This window comes from Oceanicola sp. 502str15 (assembly GCF_024105635.1).
Taxonomy (GTDB): Bacteria; Pseudomonadota; Alphaproteobacteria; order Rhodobacterales; family Rhodobacteraceae; genus Vannielia.
Genome location: NZ_WYDQ01000001.1, coordinates 3,744,388 through 3,759,323 on the forward strand (window position 1 = coordinate 3,744,388; position 14,936 = coordinate 3,759,323).

Annotated in this window: 15 protein-coding genes; 14 read left to right on the forward strand and 1 reads right to left on the reverse strand. The window is 66.8% G+C overall.

All coding sequences use genetic code 11. The annotated features are described in order from the left end of the window. Positions 1–63 precede the first annotated feature (63 nt). The 12 genes from GTH22_RS18400 to GTH22_RS18455 all read left to right on the forward strand — a co-directional run bounded on the left by GTH22_RS18400 (position 64) and on the right by GTH22_RS18455 (position 11,191). The gene (locus GTH22_RS18400) at positions 64–1,602 is read left to right on the forward strand and encodes a benzoate-CoA ligase family protein (RefSeq protein ID WP_252947045.1); all 1,539 of its coding nucleotides are present in this window, start codon (positions 64–66) and stop codon (positions 1,600–1,602) included. Then, positions 1,599–2,408, forward strand: coding sequence for an alpha/beta fold hydrolase (locus GTH22_RS18405; protein ID WP_252947046.1), 810 nt, complete (start codon positions 1,599–1,601; stop codon positions 2,406–2,408). The genes GTH22_RS18400 and GTH22_RS18405 overlap by 4 nt, the downstream gene beginning before the upstream one ends. After that, complete coding sequence (locus tag GTH22_RS18410; RefSeq protein ID WP_252947047.1) at positions 2,405–2,830, forward strand: DUF309 domain-containing protein; 426 nt, start codon at positions 2,405–2,407, stop codon at positions 2,828–2,830. The genes GTH22_RS18405 and GTH22_RS18410 overlap by 4 nt, the downstream gene beginning before the upstream one ends. A 117-nt stretch (positions 2,831–2,947) precedes the next feature. Next, positions 2,948–4,606: a 2,3-epoxybenzoyl-CoA dihydrolase gene (gene boxC / locus GTH22_RS18415; RefSeq protein WP_252947048.1), complete on the forward strand. Its 1,659-nt coding sequence runs from the start codon at positions 2,948–2,950 to the stop codon at positions 4,604–4,606. A gap of 74 nt (positions 4,607–4,680) precedes the next feature. Next, the gene (gene boxB / locus GTH22_RS18420; RefSeq protein ID WP_252947049.1) at positions 4,681–6,132 is read left to right on the forward strand and encodes a benzoyl-CoA 2,3-epoxidase subunit BoxB; all 1,452 of its coding nucleotides are present in this window, start codon (positions 4,681–4,683) and stop codon (positions 6,130–6,132) included. 59 nt (positions 6,133–6,191) lie between these two features. After that, the gene (locus tag GTH22_RS18425) at positions 6,192–6,344 is read left to right on the forward strand and encodes a hypothetical protein (RefSeq protein WP_252947050.1); all 153 of its coding nucleotides are present in this window, start codon (positions 6,192–6,194) and stop codon (positions 6,342–6,344) included. Beyond that, a complete protein-coding gene (gene boxA / locus GTH22_RS18430; protein WP_252947051.1) occupies positions 6,341–7,528 on the forward strand; it encodes a benzoyl-CoA 2,3-epoxidase subunit BoxA in 1,188 nt (395 codons plus the stop codon). The genes GTH22_RS18425 and boxA overlap by 4 nt, the downstream gene beginning before the upstream one ends. A 12-nt stretch (positions 7,529–7,540) precedes the next feature. Continuing rightward, on the forward strand, positions 7,541–8,263 hold the full coding sequence (locus GTH22_RS18435) for an alpha/beta fold hydrolase (RefSeq protein WP_252947052.1): 723 nt from the start codon (positions 7,541–7,543) through the stop codon (positions 8,261–8,263). Further along, positions 8,260–8,694, forward strand: a complete 435-nt coding sequence (locus tag GTH22_RS18440) for a thioesterase family protein (protein WP_252947053.1) — start codon at positions 8,260–8,262, stop codon at positions 8,692–8,694. Before GTH22_RS18435 ends, GTH22_RS18440 begins: the two co-directional genes overlap by 4 nt. 90 nt (positions 8,695–8,784) lie before the next feature. Then, on the forward strand, positions 8,785–9,729 hold the full coding sequence (locus GTH22_RS18445; protein ID WP_252947054.1) for a putative zinc-binding metallopeptidase: 945 nt from the start codon (positions 8,785–8,787) through the stop codon (positions 9,727–9,729). An 83-nt stretch (positions 9,730–9,812) separates the two neighbouring features. Continuing rightward, entirely contained in the window at positions 9,813–10,736 is a 924-nt protein-coding gene (locus tag GTH22_RS18450; RefSeq protein WP_252947055.1) for a helix-turn-helix transcriptional regulator, read from the forward strand. Then, entirely contained in the window at positions 10,733–11,191 is a 459-nt protein-coding gene (locus GTH22_RS18455; protein ID WP_252947056.1) for a 3-hydroxyacyl-CoA dehydrogenase family protein, read from the forward strand. The genes GTH22_RS18450 and GTH22_RS18455 overlap by 4 nt, the downstream gene beginning before the upstream one ends. A gap of 13 nt (positions 11,192–11,204) precedes the next feature. On the opposite strand, the gene GTH22_RS18460 is transcribed toward GTH22_RS18455, so the two are convergent. Next, positions 11,205–12,119: a LysR substrate-binding domain-containing protein gene (locus GTH22_RS18460; RefSeq protein WP_252947057.1), complete on the reverse strand. Its 915-nt coding sequence runs from the start codon at positions 12,117–12,119 to the stop codon at positions 11,205–11,207. Positions 12,120–12,291: 172 nt separating this feature from the next. Between GTH22_RS18460 and chvE the strand changes: the two genes are divergently transcribed. Beyond that, a complete protein-coding gene (chvE, locus tag GTH22_RS18465; protein ID WP_252947058.1) occupies positions 12,292–13,344 on the forward strand; it encodes a multiple monosaccharide ABC transporter substrate-binding protein in 1,053 nt (350 codons plus the stop codon). 69 nt (positions 13,345–13,413) lie between these two features. Continuing rightward, complete coding sequence (gene mmsA, locus GTH22_RS18470) at positions 13,414–14,934, forward strand: multiple monosaccharide ABC transporter ATP-binding protein (protein ID WP_252947059.1); 1,521 nt, start codon at positions 13,414–13,416, stop codon at positions 14,932–14,934. Positions 14,935–14,936: the final 2 nt, after the last annotated feature.

Genomic DNA, 14,936 nt, shown 5'->3' on the forward strand with positions numbered 1-14,936 from the left:
CTATAACGCACATACAGGGAGGAGGCGCGATTCTGCGGAGTCGCGTCAGGGAGGACGACGCCAATGAACAGCAACGCAGCCCTTTATTTTGTCGATCGCCACGTAGCAGAGGGCCGGGCCGACAAGCCCGCCTTCCGCGAGGCCGATGGCGAGAGGCGCAGCCTGACTTACGGACAACTGTCTGAGGAAACGGCCAAATTCGCCGGGGCGCTCACCCGCCACGGGGTCCGCCGCGAGGAGCGGGTGGCGATGATCCTGCGCGACCAGATCGAGTTTCCGGTGGTCTTCTGGGGCGCGCTCAAGGCGGGCGCGATCCCGGTGCCGCTCAACACCCTGCTCGCCGCGCCGGTCTACGAAGCGATCCTCGCCGACAGCCGCGCCTCCATCCTGGTGGTCTCGCAAGAGATGTGGCCCACCGTGGCCCCCGCCACCGAGGGCAACCCCTTCCTGCGCGCCATCGTGGTCGTGGGCGAAGCCCCCGAGGGCACCGAGTCCTACCAGGCCTTCACCGCAGGCGCGCCGTCCATGGAGCCGGTCGTGGCCCATGACGACGAACTCGCCTTCTGGCTCTACTCCTCCGGCTCCACCGGCACCCCCAAGGGAGTGCGCCATGTGCACGGCTCGCTGAAGGCCACCGCCGACACCTTCGGGCGCGACGTGCTGGGCATCCGCGAGGACGACACGGTGTATTCCGCCGCCAAGATGTTCTTCGCCTATGGGCTGGGCAACGCCATGTCCTTCCCCATGTCGGTCGGGGCCACCACGGTGATCTACGGCGGCCGCCCCACGCCCGACGCCTGCTTTGCCATCATGGCCGACGAAAAACCCACCATCTTCTGCGGCGTGCCCACGCTCTTTGCCGCGCTGGTCGCCGCCCAACAGAAGGCCGGCGGCGCGCCCGCCCATGCCATCCGCCTCTGCACCTCCGCAGGCGAGGCCCTGCCGCGCGAGATCGGCGAGCGCTGGGAGTCGCTCTGGAAGGCGCAGATCGTAGATGGCGTCGGCTCCACCGAGATGCTCCACATCTTCCTCTCCAACCGCCCGGGCGACTGCGTCTATGGCACCTCGGGCACGGCGGTGCCGGGCTACGAGGTGCGGCTGGTCGACGAGCATGACGAGGCCGTGGCCGATGGCGAGGTGGGCGAACTCCTCGTGCGCGGCCCCTCCGCCGCCGAGGGCTACTGGTGCCGCCGCGCCAAGAGCCAGGACACCTTCCAGGGCCATTGGACCCGCACCGGCGACAAGTATGAGCGCACCCCCGAGGGCCGCTACATCTACTGCGGGCGCACCGACGACATGTTCAAGGTCTCCGGCATCTGGGTCTCGCCCTTCGAGGTCGAGCAGGCGCTGGTCGAGCATCCGGCGGTGCTCGAGGCCGCTGTGGTGGCCCGCGCCGACGAGAAGGGGCTGGATAAACCCGCCGCCTTCATCGTGCTCAAGGAGGGGGCCGATCCCGCCGTCGCCGCCGAGCTGAAGGATCTGGTGAAGGAGAAGATCGGCATGTGGAAATACCCGCGCTGGGTCGAGGTGGTCGACGAGTTGCCCAAAACCGCCACCGGCAAGATCCAGCGGTTCAAACTGCGCGAAGGAGAACCCGCATGATCCCCTTTCCCGGCAAGGGCCGTCTCACCGCCGCAGGCAAGTCGCTCGAATGGCAGAGCTGGGGCGGCGAGGCGTCCGCCCCGGTGATCGTCCTGCTGCACGAGGGCCTCGGCTGCCTCGCCCTCTGGCGCGACATCCCCGAGCGTCTCGCTGCCGCCACTGGCCTGCGCGTCTTCGCCTTCTCCCGCGCGGGCTACGGCCAGTCCGACCCCGCCGATCTGCCCCGCCCGCTCGACTATATGACCCGCGAAGCCACCGAGGTGCTGCCGCAAGTGCTCGCCGAGGTCGGCGCCGATCAATTCATCCTCATGGGCCACTCCGACGGTGCCACCATCGCCGCCGAATACGCAGGCCGCCATGCCGACCACCGCATTCGCGGCCTCGTCCTCATGGCCCCGCATTTCTTCACAGAGCCCGCCGGTCTGGCTGCCATCGCCGCCGCCCGCGACAGCTTCGAGTCCGATCTCAAGCCCCGCATGGCCAAGTATCACACCGACCCGGAAGCCACCTTCCGCGGCTGGAACGACGCCTGGCTCGCTCCCGGCTTCCGCGATTGGCACGTGGGCGAGGTCGTCGACTACCTGCGCGTGCCCTGCCTCGTGATCCAGGGGGCCGATGACCAATATGGCACCCTCGCGCAGGTCGAAGAGGTCGAAACCCGCAGCTACGCGCCCGTCGACGTGGCCATCCTCCCCGACTGCCGCCACAGCCCCCATCTCGACCAGCCCCAGGCCGTGCTCGATGCCGTGGCCGAGTTTTCCGCCCGGCTGATCCGGCTGGAGCGCGAAGAGGTCGTGCCCGCGTGAGCGCCACGCCCGAATACGCCTACGTCCCCGGCCAGACCCCGCGCCACCCCGAGGGCGCGTTCGATGCCCTGCGCGACACCGTCGATCCCGAGCCGATGCAGTCTCAGGCGCTGCGCACCGGGCTCGACTGGATCGACGCGGGCTATTTCTGGGAGGCCCACGAGGTGCTCGAGCCGGTGTGGCTGGTGCTGCCCGATGGCCCCGACCGTACCGGCATCCAGGCCCTGATCCAGCTCGCCAACGCCGGCCTCAAGCAGCGGATGCAGCGCCCCGAGGCCGCCCTGCGCCTCTGCGGCATCGCCGCCCGCCTGATCGAGGAAGCTGCCCCCTTCACCACCCCGCACCGCCCCGCCGGGTGGTTCTCCCTCCGGCTGGAGTCGATTCGGGGTGCGGTGGAAATCGCGCGAAATAGTGCAATATAGTGCAAAGTACAGGCTGAAATCCGGCCAATCCGCCCCGTAATATGAAGTATTATGCAAAATATCCGTTTACTCCGGCCCTGCCAGCCGGTAAAAAGCGGAAACAGGAGGAAACGCGCCATGAGTGACAAGCTGATAGATTTCCGCACCGATCCCTCGAAGTACCGCCACTGGAAAGTGGCCTACGAGGGCGAGGTGGCGCGCGTCACCATGGATGTCGATGAAGATGGCGGGTTGTTCGACGGCTACCAGCTCAAGCTCAACAGCTACGACCTCGGCGTCGACATCGAGCTTTCCGATGTGGTGCAGCGCATGCGCTTCGAGCACCCCGAGGTGAAAGTCGTCATCATGCAGTCCGGCAAGGACCGCGTGTTCTGCGCCGGGGCCAACATCCGCATGCTCGGCGGCGCGTCCCACGCCCACAAGGTTAACTTCTGCAAGTTCACCAACGAGACCCGCAACACCTTCGAGGCCGCAGAGGCGGACTCCGGCCAAAAGTGGATCGCCGCGGTAAAGGGCGCCTGCGCCGGGGGCGGCTACGAGCTGGCCCTCGCCTGCAACCACATCATGCTGACGGACGACTCCAGCTCCTCCGTCGCCCTCCCCGAAGTCCCGCTTCTCGCCGTTCTCCCCGGCACCGGCGGCCTCACCCGCGTGACCGACAAGCGCAAGGTCCGCCGCGATCTGGCCGATGTGTTCTGCGCCATGGAAGAGGGCGTGCGCGGCAAGCGGGCGAAAGACTGGCGCCTCGTCGACGAGGTCGTTCCCAACTCCAAGTTCGACGACACCGTCACCACCCGCGCCGCCGAATTCGCCGCCGCCATGCCCGCCCGCGCCGAAAAGGGCATCACCCTCGGCCCCATCGAGCGCAACATCACCGATAGCGCCGTGACCTACACCCACGTCGAGGTCGAACTCGACCGCGCCGCGCGCTCCGCCACCATCACCCTCAAAGGCCCCGAAGGCCCGGCCCCCACCGATGCGGCCGACCTCATCGCCCAGGGCGACCAGTCCTACCTTCTCAAGCTGGCCCGCGAGCTGGATGACGCCATCCTGCACCTGCGCCTCAACGAGATGGAGGCCGGCACCTGGACGTTCCGCACCCAAGGCGATGCCGAGGCCCTGCTCGCCCACGAAGCCGTGCTGCTTGCCAACAAGGACAACTGGCTGGCCTCCGAAATCCTCGGCTTCTGGAAGCGCATCCTCAAGCGCATCGACGTCACCTCCCGCTCCCTCGTCGCCCTCGTCGAGCACGGCTCCTGCTTTGCCGGCGTGCTGGCCGAAATCCTCTGGGCCTGCGACCGCACCTACATGATGGAAGACGAGTTCGAGGGCGACAATCGCCCCACCGCCGCCATCACCCTCGCCGAAAGCAACTTCGGCCAATACCCCATGGGCAACGACATCACCCGCCTGCAAACCCGCTTCCTCGGCACCCCCGAAACGGTGGAAAGCCTGCGCGAGCACATCGGTGAGCCCATCGAGGCCGAAGAGGCCGACGAGCTTGGCCTCGTCACCTACATCCTCGATGACATCGACTGGGAGGACGAGATCCGCATCTTCATGGAAGAGCGCGCCAGCTTCTCCCCCGATGCGATGACCGGCATGGAGGCCAACCTGCGCTTCGCCGGGCCCGAAACCATGGAAACCCGCATCTTCGGCCGCCTCACCGCATGGCAGAACTGGATCTTCCAGCGCCCCAATGCCGTCGGCCCCGAAGGTGCCCTGCAACGCTACGGCACCGGCATCCGCGGCGATTACAACATGCAGCGGGTCTGACCCGCATGGTGGGTTTCACCCACCCTACACCCAACTCGTAGGGTGGGTGCCAACCCACCACCAAGGAGGAAAAAATGCTCGATCTCATCAACGTCAGCTACGACACGCAAATCCCCAACAACGTCGGCCTCTCCGAAGACAAGCGCGTGCTGAAGGCGCTGGAAAAGTGGCACCCCGGCTACATTAACTGGTGGAACGACCTGATCCCGCAGAACTTTCAGGAAAGCCTCGTCTACCTGCGGACCGCCGTCTCGGTGGACCCGAAGGGCTGGGCCAAGTTCGACTACGTGAAAATGCCCGAATACCGCTGGGGCGTGCTGCTGGCCCCGCAGGGCGACGGCCGCACCATCCCCTGCGGCGAGCACGCCGGCCAGCCCGCGTGGCAGGAAGTGCCGGGCGAATACCGCAACATGCTCAAGCGCCTCATCGTGATCCAGGGCGACACCGAGCCGGGCAGCGTCGAGCAGCAGCGCTTCCTCGGCCTCACCGCGCCCTCCCTCTACGACCTGCGCAACCTCTTCCAGGTCAACGTCGAAGAGGGCCGCCACCTCTGGGCCATGGTCTACCTGCTGTTCAAATACTTCGGCAAAGACGGCCGCGAAGAGGCCGATGACCTGCTCCGCCGCTCGTCGGGTTCCGACGAGGCCCCCCGGATGCTCGGCGCCTTCAACGAGGAAACGCCCGACTGGCTCTCCTTCTTCATGTTCACCTACTTCACCGACCGCGACGGCAAGATGCAGCTCGAGTCGCTCGCCCAATCCGGCTTCGACCCGCTCTCCCGCACCTGCCGCTTCATGCTCACCGAAGAGGCGCACCACATGTTCGTGGGCGAAACCGGGGTGGGCCGCGTGATCCAGGCCACCTGCGAGGCGATGAAGGCCGCCGGCATCACCGACCCCTACGACATCAACAAGATCCGCGACCTCGGCGTGATCGACCTGCCGACGATCCAGAAAAAGCTGAACCTGCACTACACCCTCAGCCTCGACCTCTTCGGGCAAGAGGTTTCGACCAACGCCGCCAACGCATTTAACGCAGGCATTAAGGGCCGCTACATGGAGCACCGCATCGACGACGATCACCAGCTCCGCGGCGACACCTACAAGGTCTGGAACCTCGTTGACGGAAAGGTGGTGCAGGAGGAAGTGCCCGCGCTCACGGCGATCAACATGCGCCTGCGCGACGACTACGTGCGCGATGCTTCGGGCGGCGTGACCCGCTGGAACAAGGCCATCGAGAAGATGGGCATCGAGTTCGAGCTGAAGCTCCCCCACGAAAGCTTCCACCGCCAGATCGGCGTCTTCTCGGCGGCCCACTTTGACACGGAGGGCACCCCGATGTCGACGGAGGCCTACGAAGCCCAGAAAGACGAGTGGCTCCCCACCAAGGCCGATGGCGACTTCATCCAGTCGCTGATGAAGCCCTGCTACGAGCCCGGAAAATACGCCAGCTGGATCGCCGCGCCCAAGGTCGGGATCGACAACAAGCCCGGCGACTTCGAATATGTGAAACTGCACATGGCGTAATGCCAGCCCGGGCGGCGCCCCGGTGCCGCCCGCCCCAACCGAACAGGGAGGAAACCGCCATGATGACCCAAACCCAGGCCCCCGCCCGTCCGCGCGCGCTGACCACCGGCAAATGCCTCGGCTGCACCGGCTGCAAAGGCGCCTGCCGCGAAGTTCTGGATCTGCTGGCGGTGCCCGAGATGGTGCTGAAGCCGAAGGGCAGGGCGGCATGAACAAGCCCCTCAAGCAACACCTGATCGACCCCGAAATCTGCATCCGCTGCTACACCTGCGAGATGACCTGTCCGGTGCAGGCCATCACCCATGACGACCTCAACGTCGTGGTCGATGCCGACAAGTGCAACTTCTGCATGGATTGCATCCCCGTCTGCCCTACCGGCTCCATCGACGAGTGGCGCGTGGTCGAGCAGCCCTACAGCCTCGAAGAGCAGTTCGAATGGGAGGAGCTGCCCGAGCAACAGGAGATCGAAACCGGCGGCGAGGGCAGCACCGAGGCGCTCGATGAGGCCATGGCCGCGCTGCTGGCCGAGGCCCATGCCGGGGCAGGGGGCAAGTCGGTCGCCCCCGCCTCCGCCTCCAAACCCTCCATCAACCTCCATACCATCGGCAAGCCGGTCACGGCCCGCGTGCAGGGCAACTACCGCCTCACCGCCGAGGGCGCCGATTCAGACGTGCGCCACATCATCCTCGACATGGGCGGCGCGCCCTTTCCGGTGCTCGAAGGCCAGTCCATCGGGATCATCCCGCCGGGCACCGACGCCGAGGGCAAGCCCCACCTGCCGCGCCTCTACTCCGTCTCAAGCCCCCGCGACGGCGAGCGCCCCGGCTATGCCAACGTCTCGCTCACCGTGAAGCGCGAGGCCCATGGCGTCGGCTCCAACTACGTCTGCGATCTGGAGAAGGGCGCCGAGGTTCAGGTCACCGGCCCCTTCGGCGCAACCTTCCTCATGCCCGACGATCCCTCGGCCCGGCTGCTGATGATCTGCACCGGCACCGGCTCGGCCCCCTTCCGCGCCTTCACCATGCGCCGCCAGCGCATGTCGGCAGGCGCGGCGGGCGACATGGTGCTCTTCTTCGGCGCCCGCACCCCCGACTCGCTGCCCTACTTCGGCCCGCTCAAGAAGGTGCCCGACAGCCTGCTGAAAAAACACTTCGCCTTTTCGCGCCAGCCCGAGGCGCAAAAGGAATACGTGCAGGACAAGATGCGCCAGCACGAAGACGAGGTGGCCGGCCTGCTGGCCGACCCGAAAACCCATATCTACGTCTGCGGCTTGCGCGGCATGGAAGAGGGCGTCGACAAGGCGCTGGCCAACATCGCAGAAAGTATCGGCCTGCCCTGGGACAGCACGCGCGACGCGATGCGCAGCGAAGGGCGGTATCACGTCGAGACCTACTGAGAGGAGGGCAGCATGGCCACTTATGTAATCGTCCACGGCGCATGGCACGAGGGGCCGCTCTTCGAGGAGGTCGCCGCGCCGATCCGCGCCGCCGGCCATACGGTCCACCTGCCCACCCTGGCTGGCAATGCGCCGGGGGCCGACAAATCTGTCGGCCTCGATGACGCCATCGCCTCGCTCACCGCCTATATCACCGAGAACGGCCTCACCGACATCGTGCTCGTCGGCCATTCCTACGGCGGCATGGTCATCACCGGCGCCTTCGACCGCCTGCCCGAGGGCACCGTGCGCCGCCTCGTCTACTGGTCGGCCTTCGTGCCCAACGACGGCGAAAGCCTCAACGATCTGGTCCCGCCGCATTACACAGAGATGTTCGATGCCATCCAGGCCGAAGACGGCTCGGTGCTGCTGCCCTTCCCGGTCTGGCGCGAGGTTTTCATCAACGACGGCGACGCCGCGCTGGCCCAATCGGCCTACGACCGGCTCAACCCGCACCCCTACAAGACCTTTCAGGACCGCATATCCCTCACCTCCAACCCGGCCGAATGGCAGGTCGGCAAGAGCTACATCCACTGCCAGGAAGATGCCGCCATGCCCGCCTCCCTGCCATGGCACCCGCGCCTGTCGGAAAAACTCGGCCTCTTCCGCTACGTCTGGATGCCCGGCTCCCACGAGGTCTGCTTCACCAACCCCGCCCTTCTGGCGCAGAAATTCATGGAAGCAGGCCGCGATTGACCGATCCCGCAGCACCCGCCCCCTACACCCACCACATCCAGGTCGGCTGGGGCGATTGCGACCCGGCCCGCATCGCCTACACCGCCCGTCTCCCATGGTTTGCGCTCGAGGCGATCAACGGCTGGTGGGCTGATGCGCTGGGCGAGCAGGCGGGCTGGTATCACATGGAGCTTGATCGCGGCACCGGCACCCCCTTCGTGTCGATGAGCATGGATTTCCGCGCCCCGGTGACGCCCCGCCACATGCTCGACTGCGCCTGCTGGCCCACCCGGCTCGGCACCACCTCCGTCAGCTTCCGGGTGGAGGGGCGGCAGGCCGGCACGCTCTGCTTCGAGGGCGATTTCACCTGCGTCTTCATCGACAGCCCCAGCTTCACCAAGAAACCGCCCCCCGAAGACATCCGCGCCCTCGTCGAGGCCCGCATCCCGTAGGGCGGGACTTGTCCCGCCGCGCCAAACGCGCCATGCCGGTCCACGGAACCCCGATGCATCTCACGGGTTACTCCGCCGCAAGGAGACCGCATGCAAATATTCCATTGTCCCGCCTGCTCCGAGCAGGTCTGGTTCAACAACCACCACTGCCCCAACGGCCACGCGCTGCATTTCGACCCCGACGCGCAGGCGATGGTGACGGGCGTCGATTGCGCGCGCCGCACCGCCATCGGCTGCAACTGGACGGCGGGCTCCGAAGACGGGCCGCTCTGCCGTTCCTGCGCCATGACCGAGGTGATCCCCGACCCCGAGGTCGAGGGCGCCGAAAGCCGCCTAGCCCGCACCGAAGCCGCCAAGCGCTGGGTGCTCGCCGGCCTGCACCGCTGGGGCTGGTTCGGCCCGTCCGACACTGGCCCCGCCCCCCGCTTCGAGCTGGTGGCAGACCGCACCCGCCACGGCCCGGAAAAGATCACCATGGGCCATGCCGACGGGCTGATCACGCTGGATGTCGCCGAATCCAGCCGCGCGGTGCAGGAAGCCCGCCGCGAGCGTCTGGACGAAGACTATCGCACCATGTCGGGCCACCTGCGCCACGAACTCGCCCACTACCTCTTCCTGCGCCTGTCGCAGGACGACCCGTCCTTCCCGGATGCCTTCCGCACCCTCTTCGGCGACGAGCGGGCCGATTACGGCGAGGCGCTGAAGGCGCACTATGACAACCCCAAGCCCGCAGGCGGCACCCATATCACCAGCTACGCCACCGCCCACCCGCATGAGGACTGGGCCGAAACCGTGGCCCACCTCCTGCACCTGACCGACCTCGTCGACAGCGGCTACGCGGTGGCGCTGGCCCCCGGCGGTGATGCCTACGGCGAGCCCGATGCCCTCGCGCTGATCGAACGTGCCGCCGATTTCGCCATGCGGGTGAACCACGTGAACCGGGCGCTCGACCTGCCCGATCTCTACCCCTTCGTCCTCTCCGACCCGGTGCGCGGCAAGCTCGCCTTCGCCCATCAGGCGCTCCGCCGCGCCTGAGCGGCGAATTTCGTTGAAGCCGGACGGCGGATCGTTCATCTTGTGCATTATAATTCACACGATGCAAAATGCGGCAGAGGGCAATGAGCGAGATCACCAATTTCCGCGGCGAGGCCACGGCGGCGCTCGGGGTCGACGAGATGGAGGCCGCGGTCGAGCGGCTCATCTCCCGCGTGGGCGAGCGCGTGCGCAAGGCCCGCGAGCTGCGCGGGCTGCCGCGCCGGGTGGTCTCCGAGCTGTCGGGCGTCTCGCCGCGCTACCTTGCCCAGCTTGAGGCGGGCGAGGGCAACATCTCCATCGGCCTGCTGAAACGCGTGGCGGTGGCGCTCGATCACCGGATCGAATGGCTGGTGGGCGAGGATGACCCCTGGACCTCCGAGGCCATGCGTGTGGCCGACCTCTTTTCCGCCTCCCCGGCCGAAACCCGCGCCCGCGTGCTTGATCTGCTCTCTCCCGAGCCGCCCGCGCGCCTGCGCGGCCAGCGCATCTGCCTCATCGGCCTGCGCGGGGCAGGCAAATCCACCCTCGGGGCCGAGCTTGGCGCCCGTCTCGGGCTGCCCTTCATCGAGCTGAACCGCGAGATCGAGGAGCAGTCGGGCATGCCGGTAAACGAGGTGATGGCGCTCTACGGGCAGGAGGGCTACCGCAAGCTCGAGGCCCAGGCCGTCAGCCGCATCACCGCCACCCACGAGTCCCTCATCCTCGCCGTCGCGGGCGGCATCGTGGCCGAGCCCGACACCTACAAGAGCCTGCTGGCCCAGTTCCACACCGTCTGGCTCAAGGCGTCGCCTGAAGAGCACATGGGCCGCGTCCGGGCGCAGGGCGATACCCGCCCGATGGCCGGAAACCCCGAGGCCATGGAGCAGCTCAAGAGCATCCTGCGGAGCCGCGAGGCGCTCTACGAGCGCGCCGAGGCCCAGCTCGACACCTCCGGCCAGTCGTTTGAGGCCACGCTCGACGCACTCGAGGCGCTGGTGCGCGAGCGCGGGTTTCTCACCGGCGAATGACCAGCCCCATCGTTTACGACGCCACCGCCCGGCTTCTGGCCCACAGCCATGCCGAGGTCGAGGCCCTGCTGCTCGAAGGCTCCAACCCGTGGGAGCTTGACGAGGCGCTCGAAGCCGGGGGCATGGTACAGGGCCCCTGCGCCATGCAAGACCAGATCGGCCTTGATGTGATCGCCGCCGCCCGCACCGAGCCCTTCCTCGTCGCCGACCGCATGGTGGCCGAGGGGCGGCTGGGCCGAAAGGTCGGCGTCGGCTGGTTCCGCTACCCCGGCGGCGGCGGCGCGGTGATCGACCCGCTGGTCGAAGACCTGATCCGCGAGGAGGCCCACTTTGCCGGGCGGGAATGGCGCGAACTCGGCGCCGACACGCTGCGCACACGCTACTTCGCGGCAATGGACGCCGCCGCCCGCGACATGCCCCCCGAGGCCCGTGCCGCTCTCGGCCTGCCGGGCTGACCGGCCCCCTGCGCTAGAGCCGCCGGAAAACCTCCTGCATCACCCGTTCCGCCGCCCGGTGCATCTGCTGGCTGCGGTTGTGGATCACGAAATAGGGCGCCACCGCCAGCGGGTCGGCCAGCTCCAGCGTGGCAAAGCTGTCGCCAATCCGGTTGCGGGTCAGCACGTCGGCCACCTCCTGGCTCTGCGGCGCAATGGTGTCGGTGCCGCTCAGGATCGACAGCACCACCAGCAGCGACGACGAGTTGGTGATCTGCTCCGGCGCCGCCAGCCCGGCCGCGTGAAAGGCCCCGTCCAGCGCCACCCGGATCGGCGTGCCGAGGTCCTGGATCACCCATTCATACTCCCGCAGGTCCGAGAGCCGCTGCGGGCTGCCAAGCGCCGGGTGACCGGCGCGCACCACGAGGCTCACCACCTCGTTGCGGGCCGGGTAGATGGCAAACTGGCGGCTGTCGTATTCCGGCGGCAGGCGGCAGATCACAAAGTCGAACCGCCCTTCCTCCAGCCCCCGCACAAGCTGCCCCGAAGGCCCCACCTCGATGGTGGCCTGCACACCCGGCGCCGCCTCCCGCACCGCCCGGATGGCGGGCACCAGCACCCCCACCGTCGGCCCCGTCACCGAGCCCACCCGCACCTCGCCCGTCTCCCCCGCGCGCAACCCGGCCACTTCGCTCTCGAGGCTGTCGAGTTCGTTCAGGATCACCCTCGCATGGCGCAGAAAGGTCTCGCCCAGCAGCGTCGGCTCCATGCCCTTGGGGTGGCGGGTGAACAGCGGCGCGCCGACCTCGGCCTCGATCTCGGCCAGCACCCGCGAGGCGGCAGGCTGGCTCATTGCCAGCATATGGGCCGCGCTCTGCAACTGCCGGGTCTCCCCGATCCGCTGGATCAGCCTGAGCTGCCTCGGTTTCAACCGCCCGGCCAGTTCCACACCGCATCTCCATAACAAAACTGGTATGCAGATCGGCAGTATTCGCATTTTACAGTCATGTAAACGCCGCGCTACCCCATGCCCAGCGGATGCCTCAAGGCCCCGCAACAGGGAGAAGTGCGCAAGCCGGGCCGGGAGGGCTCGCCGCAGCGCACGCATTTGGAGGATACAAATGAAACTCAAGACCCTTCTCGCCTCGGCGGTCGCCGTGGTGTCGCTCGCTGCCGGCGCCTATGCCGAAGGCACTGTCGGCATCGCCATGCCCACCAAATCCTCGGCCCGCTGGATCTCGGACGGCAATTCCATGGTCGAGCAGTTCGAAGCCGCCGGCTACGAAACCGATCTGCAATACGCAGAGGATGACATCCCCAACCAGCTCGCCCAGATCGAGAACATGATCACCAAGGGCGTCGACGTGCTGGTCATCGCCGCAATCGACGGCACCACCCTCAGCAACGCGCTGGAAAACGCCGCCGCCTCCGGCATCAAGGTCATCGCCTACGACCGCCTGATCCGCGACAGCGAGAACGTCGACTATTACGCCACCTTCGACAACTTCAAGGTCGGCGTTCAGCAGGCCTCCAGCCTCGTCGACGGCCTCAAGGAGCGCTTCGGTGACGGCCCCTACAACGTCGAACTCTTCGGCGGCTCGCCCGACGACAACAACGCCTACTTCTTCTACAACGGCGCCATGTCGGTGCTTCAGCCGCTGATCGACGACGGCACCGTGGTGGTCCAGTCCGGCCAGATGGGCATGGATACCGTCGGCACCCTGCGTTGGGACGGCGCCGTGGCCCAGGCCCGGATGGATAACCTCCTCTCCGCCCATTACACCGACAAGGAAGTCCACGGCGTCCTGTCGCCCTACGACGGGCTCTCCATCGGCATCCTGTCCTCGCTCAAGGGCGTCGGCTACGGCTCGGGCGACATGAAAATGCCGATCGTTTCGGGGCAAGACGCCGAGGTGCCCTCGGTCAAGTCCATCCTCGCCGGCGAGCAGTATTCCACCGTCTTCAAGGACACCCGTGAACTGGCCCGCGTCACCGTGGGCATGGTCAATGCGGTGCTCGGCGGCAGCGAGCCCGAGATCAACGACACCGAGACCTATGACAACGGCGTCAAGGTGGTGCCCTCCTACCTGCTCGAGCCCGTCTCCGTCGACGCGTCGAACTGGGAAGAGATCCTGATCGGCTCCGGCTACTACACCAAGGACCAGGTCGAGTAATCCCTTCACGGGTTCTCCCGGGGCTCGCGCTAGCAGGCGCGGGCCCCGCCAACTGCGGAGGCTGCGGGCATGACTGCACTGCTCGAAATGCGCGCGATCACCAAGGAATTTCCCGGCGTGAAGGCTCTTGATACCGTCAACCTGACGGTAAAGGAGGGCGAAATCCACGCGCTGGTCGGTGAAAACGGCGCAGGAAAATCCACGCTCATGAAGGTGCTTTCCGGGGTCTATCCCGTGGGCAGCTACACGGGCGAAATCCACTACGAAGGCAGCGTCGCGGAGTTTCGCAACATCTCCGACAGCGAGGCCCGTGGCATCATCATCATCCACCAGGAGCTTGCCCTGGTGCCGCTGCTCTCGATTGCCGAAAACCTGTTTCTGGGCAACGAGCGTGCCAAGGGCGGCGTCATCGACTGGCGCGAAACCAACGCCCGCACCGAGGATCTGCTGCGCAAGGTCGGCCTCAAGGAGCCGCCCACAACGCTCGTCGACAAGATCGGCGTGGGCAAGCAGCAGCTCGTCGAAATCGCCAAGGCGCTCTCCAAGGAGGTCAAGCTCCTCATCCTCGACGAGCCGACCGCCGCACTTTCGGAATCCGACAGTCAGGCCCTGCTCGACCTCATGCTCGAGCTGAAGGCCCAGGGCGTCAGCCAGATCATCATCAGCCACAAGCTGAACGAAGTGCGCCGCGTGGCTGACAGCGTCACCGTCATCCGCGACGGCACCACCGTCTCCACCATGGATGCCGCCGCCGAGGACATCACCGAAGACCGCATCGTGCGCGACATGGTCGGTCGAGACATGGCCTCGCGCTACCCCGCCCGCACCCGCCGCGCCGGTGACATGCTGATGGAGGTAAAGGGCTGGAACGTCTGGCACCCCGAGCATTCCGAGCGGCAGGTCATCCGCAACGCCAACTTCACCGTCCGCGCCGGTGAGGTGGTGGGCATCGCCGGCCTCATGGGCTCCGGGCGCACCGAACTCGCCATGTCGATCTTCGGGCGCAGCTACGGCCAGAACATATCGGGGCAGGTCGAGATCAGCGGCAAGCCGGTCGATACCTCCACCGTCCCCCGCGCCATCCAGACCGGGCTGGCCTATGTGACCGAAGACCGCAAATCCCTCGGCCTCATCCTCGAGGAAGACATCCAGCGCAACATCACGCTGGCCAACCTCCCTGCCGTCGCCTCGGCCGGCGTGCTGAACGAGGCCGAAGAAACCCGCGTGGCCGAAAAGTATCGCGCCGCCATGAACATCCGCACGCCCTCCGTGTTCCAGAAGGTCATGAACCTCTCGGGCGGCAACCAGCAGAAGGTGGCGCTCTCCAAGTGGCTCTTCGCAGAGCCCGAGGTGCTTATCCTCGACGAGCCCACGCGCGGCATCGACGTGGGCGCCAAGTTCGAGATCTACGGCATCATCAACGAGCTGTCCGAGCAGGGCAGGGGGGTGCTGATGATCTCCTCCGAAATGCCCGAGCTGCTGGGCATGTGCGACCGCATCTACGTTATGAACGAAGGGGCCCTTGTCGGTGAACTCACCGCCGAAGAGGCCAGCCAGGAGCGCATCATGTCGCTCATCGTGACCGATTGAGG

What these genes read in the sequence shown, in the direction of transcription:
- GTH22_RS18400 (WP_252947045.1), top strand. Translation starts at nt 64, where the DNA reads ATGAACAGCAACGCAGCCCTTTATTTTGTCGATCGCCACGTAGCAGAG.
- GTH22_RS18405 (WP_252947046.1), top strand. Translation starts at nt 1,599, where the DNA reads ATGATCCCCTTTCCCGGCAAGGGCCGTCTCACCGCCGCAGGCAAGTCG.
- boxC (WP_252947048.1), top strand. Translation starts at nt 2,948, where the DNA reads ATGAGTGACAAGCTGATAGATTTCCGCACCGATCCCTCGAAGTACCGC.
- boxB (WP_252947049.1), top strand. Translation starts at nt 4,681, where the DNA reads ATGCTCGATCTCATCAACGTCAGCTACGACACGCAAATCCCCAACAAC.
- GTH22_RS18425 (WP_252947050.1), top strand. Translation starts at nt 6,192, where the DNA reads ATGATGACCCAAACCCAGGCCCCCGCCCGTCCGCGCGCGCTGACCACC.
- boxA (WP_252947051.1), top strand. Translation starts at nt 6,341, where the DNA reads ATGAACAAGCCCCTCAAGCAACACCTGATCGACCCCGAAATCTGCATC.
- GTH22_RS18435 (WP_252947052.1), top strand. Translation starts at nt 7,541, where the DNA reads ATGGCCACTTATGTAATCGTCCACGGCGCATGGCACGAGGGGCCGCTC.
- GTH22_RS18445 (WP_252947054.1), top strand. Translation starts at nt 8,785, where the DNA reads ATGCAAATATTCCATTGTCCCGCCTGCTCCGAGCAGGTCTGGTTCAAC.
- GTH22_RS18450 (WP_252947055.1), top strand. Translation starts at nt 9,813, where the DNA reads ATGAGCGAGATCACCAATTTCCGCGGCGAGGCCACGGCGGCGCTCGGG.
- GTH22_RS18455 (WP_252947056.1), top strand. Translation starts at nt 10,733, where the DNA reads ATGACCAGCCCCATCGTTTACGACGCCACCGCCCGGCTTCTGGCCCAC.
- chvE (WP_252947058.1), top strand. Translation starts at nt 12,292, where the DNA reads ATGAAACTCAAGACCCTTCTCGCCTCGGCGGTCGCCGTGGTGTCGCTC.
- mmsA (WP_252947059.1), top strand. Translation starts at nt 13,414, where the DNA reads ATGACTGCACTGCTCGAAATGCGCGCGATCACCAAGGAATTTCCCGGC.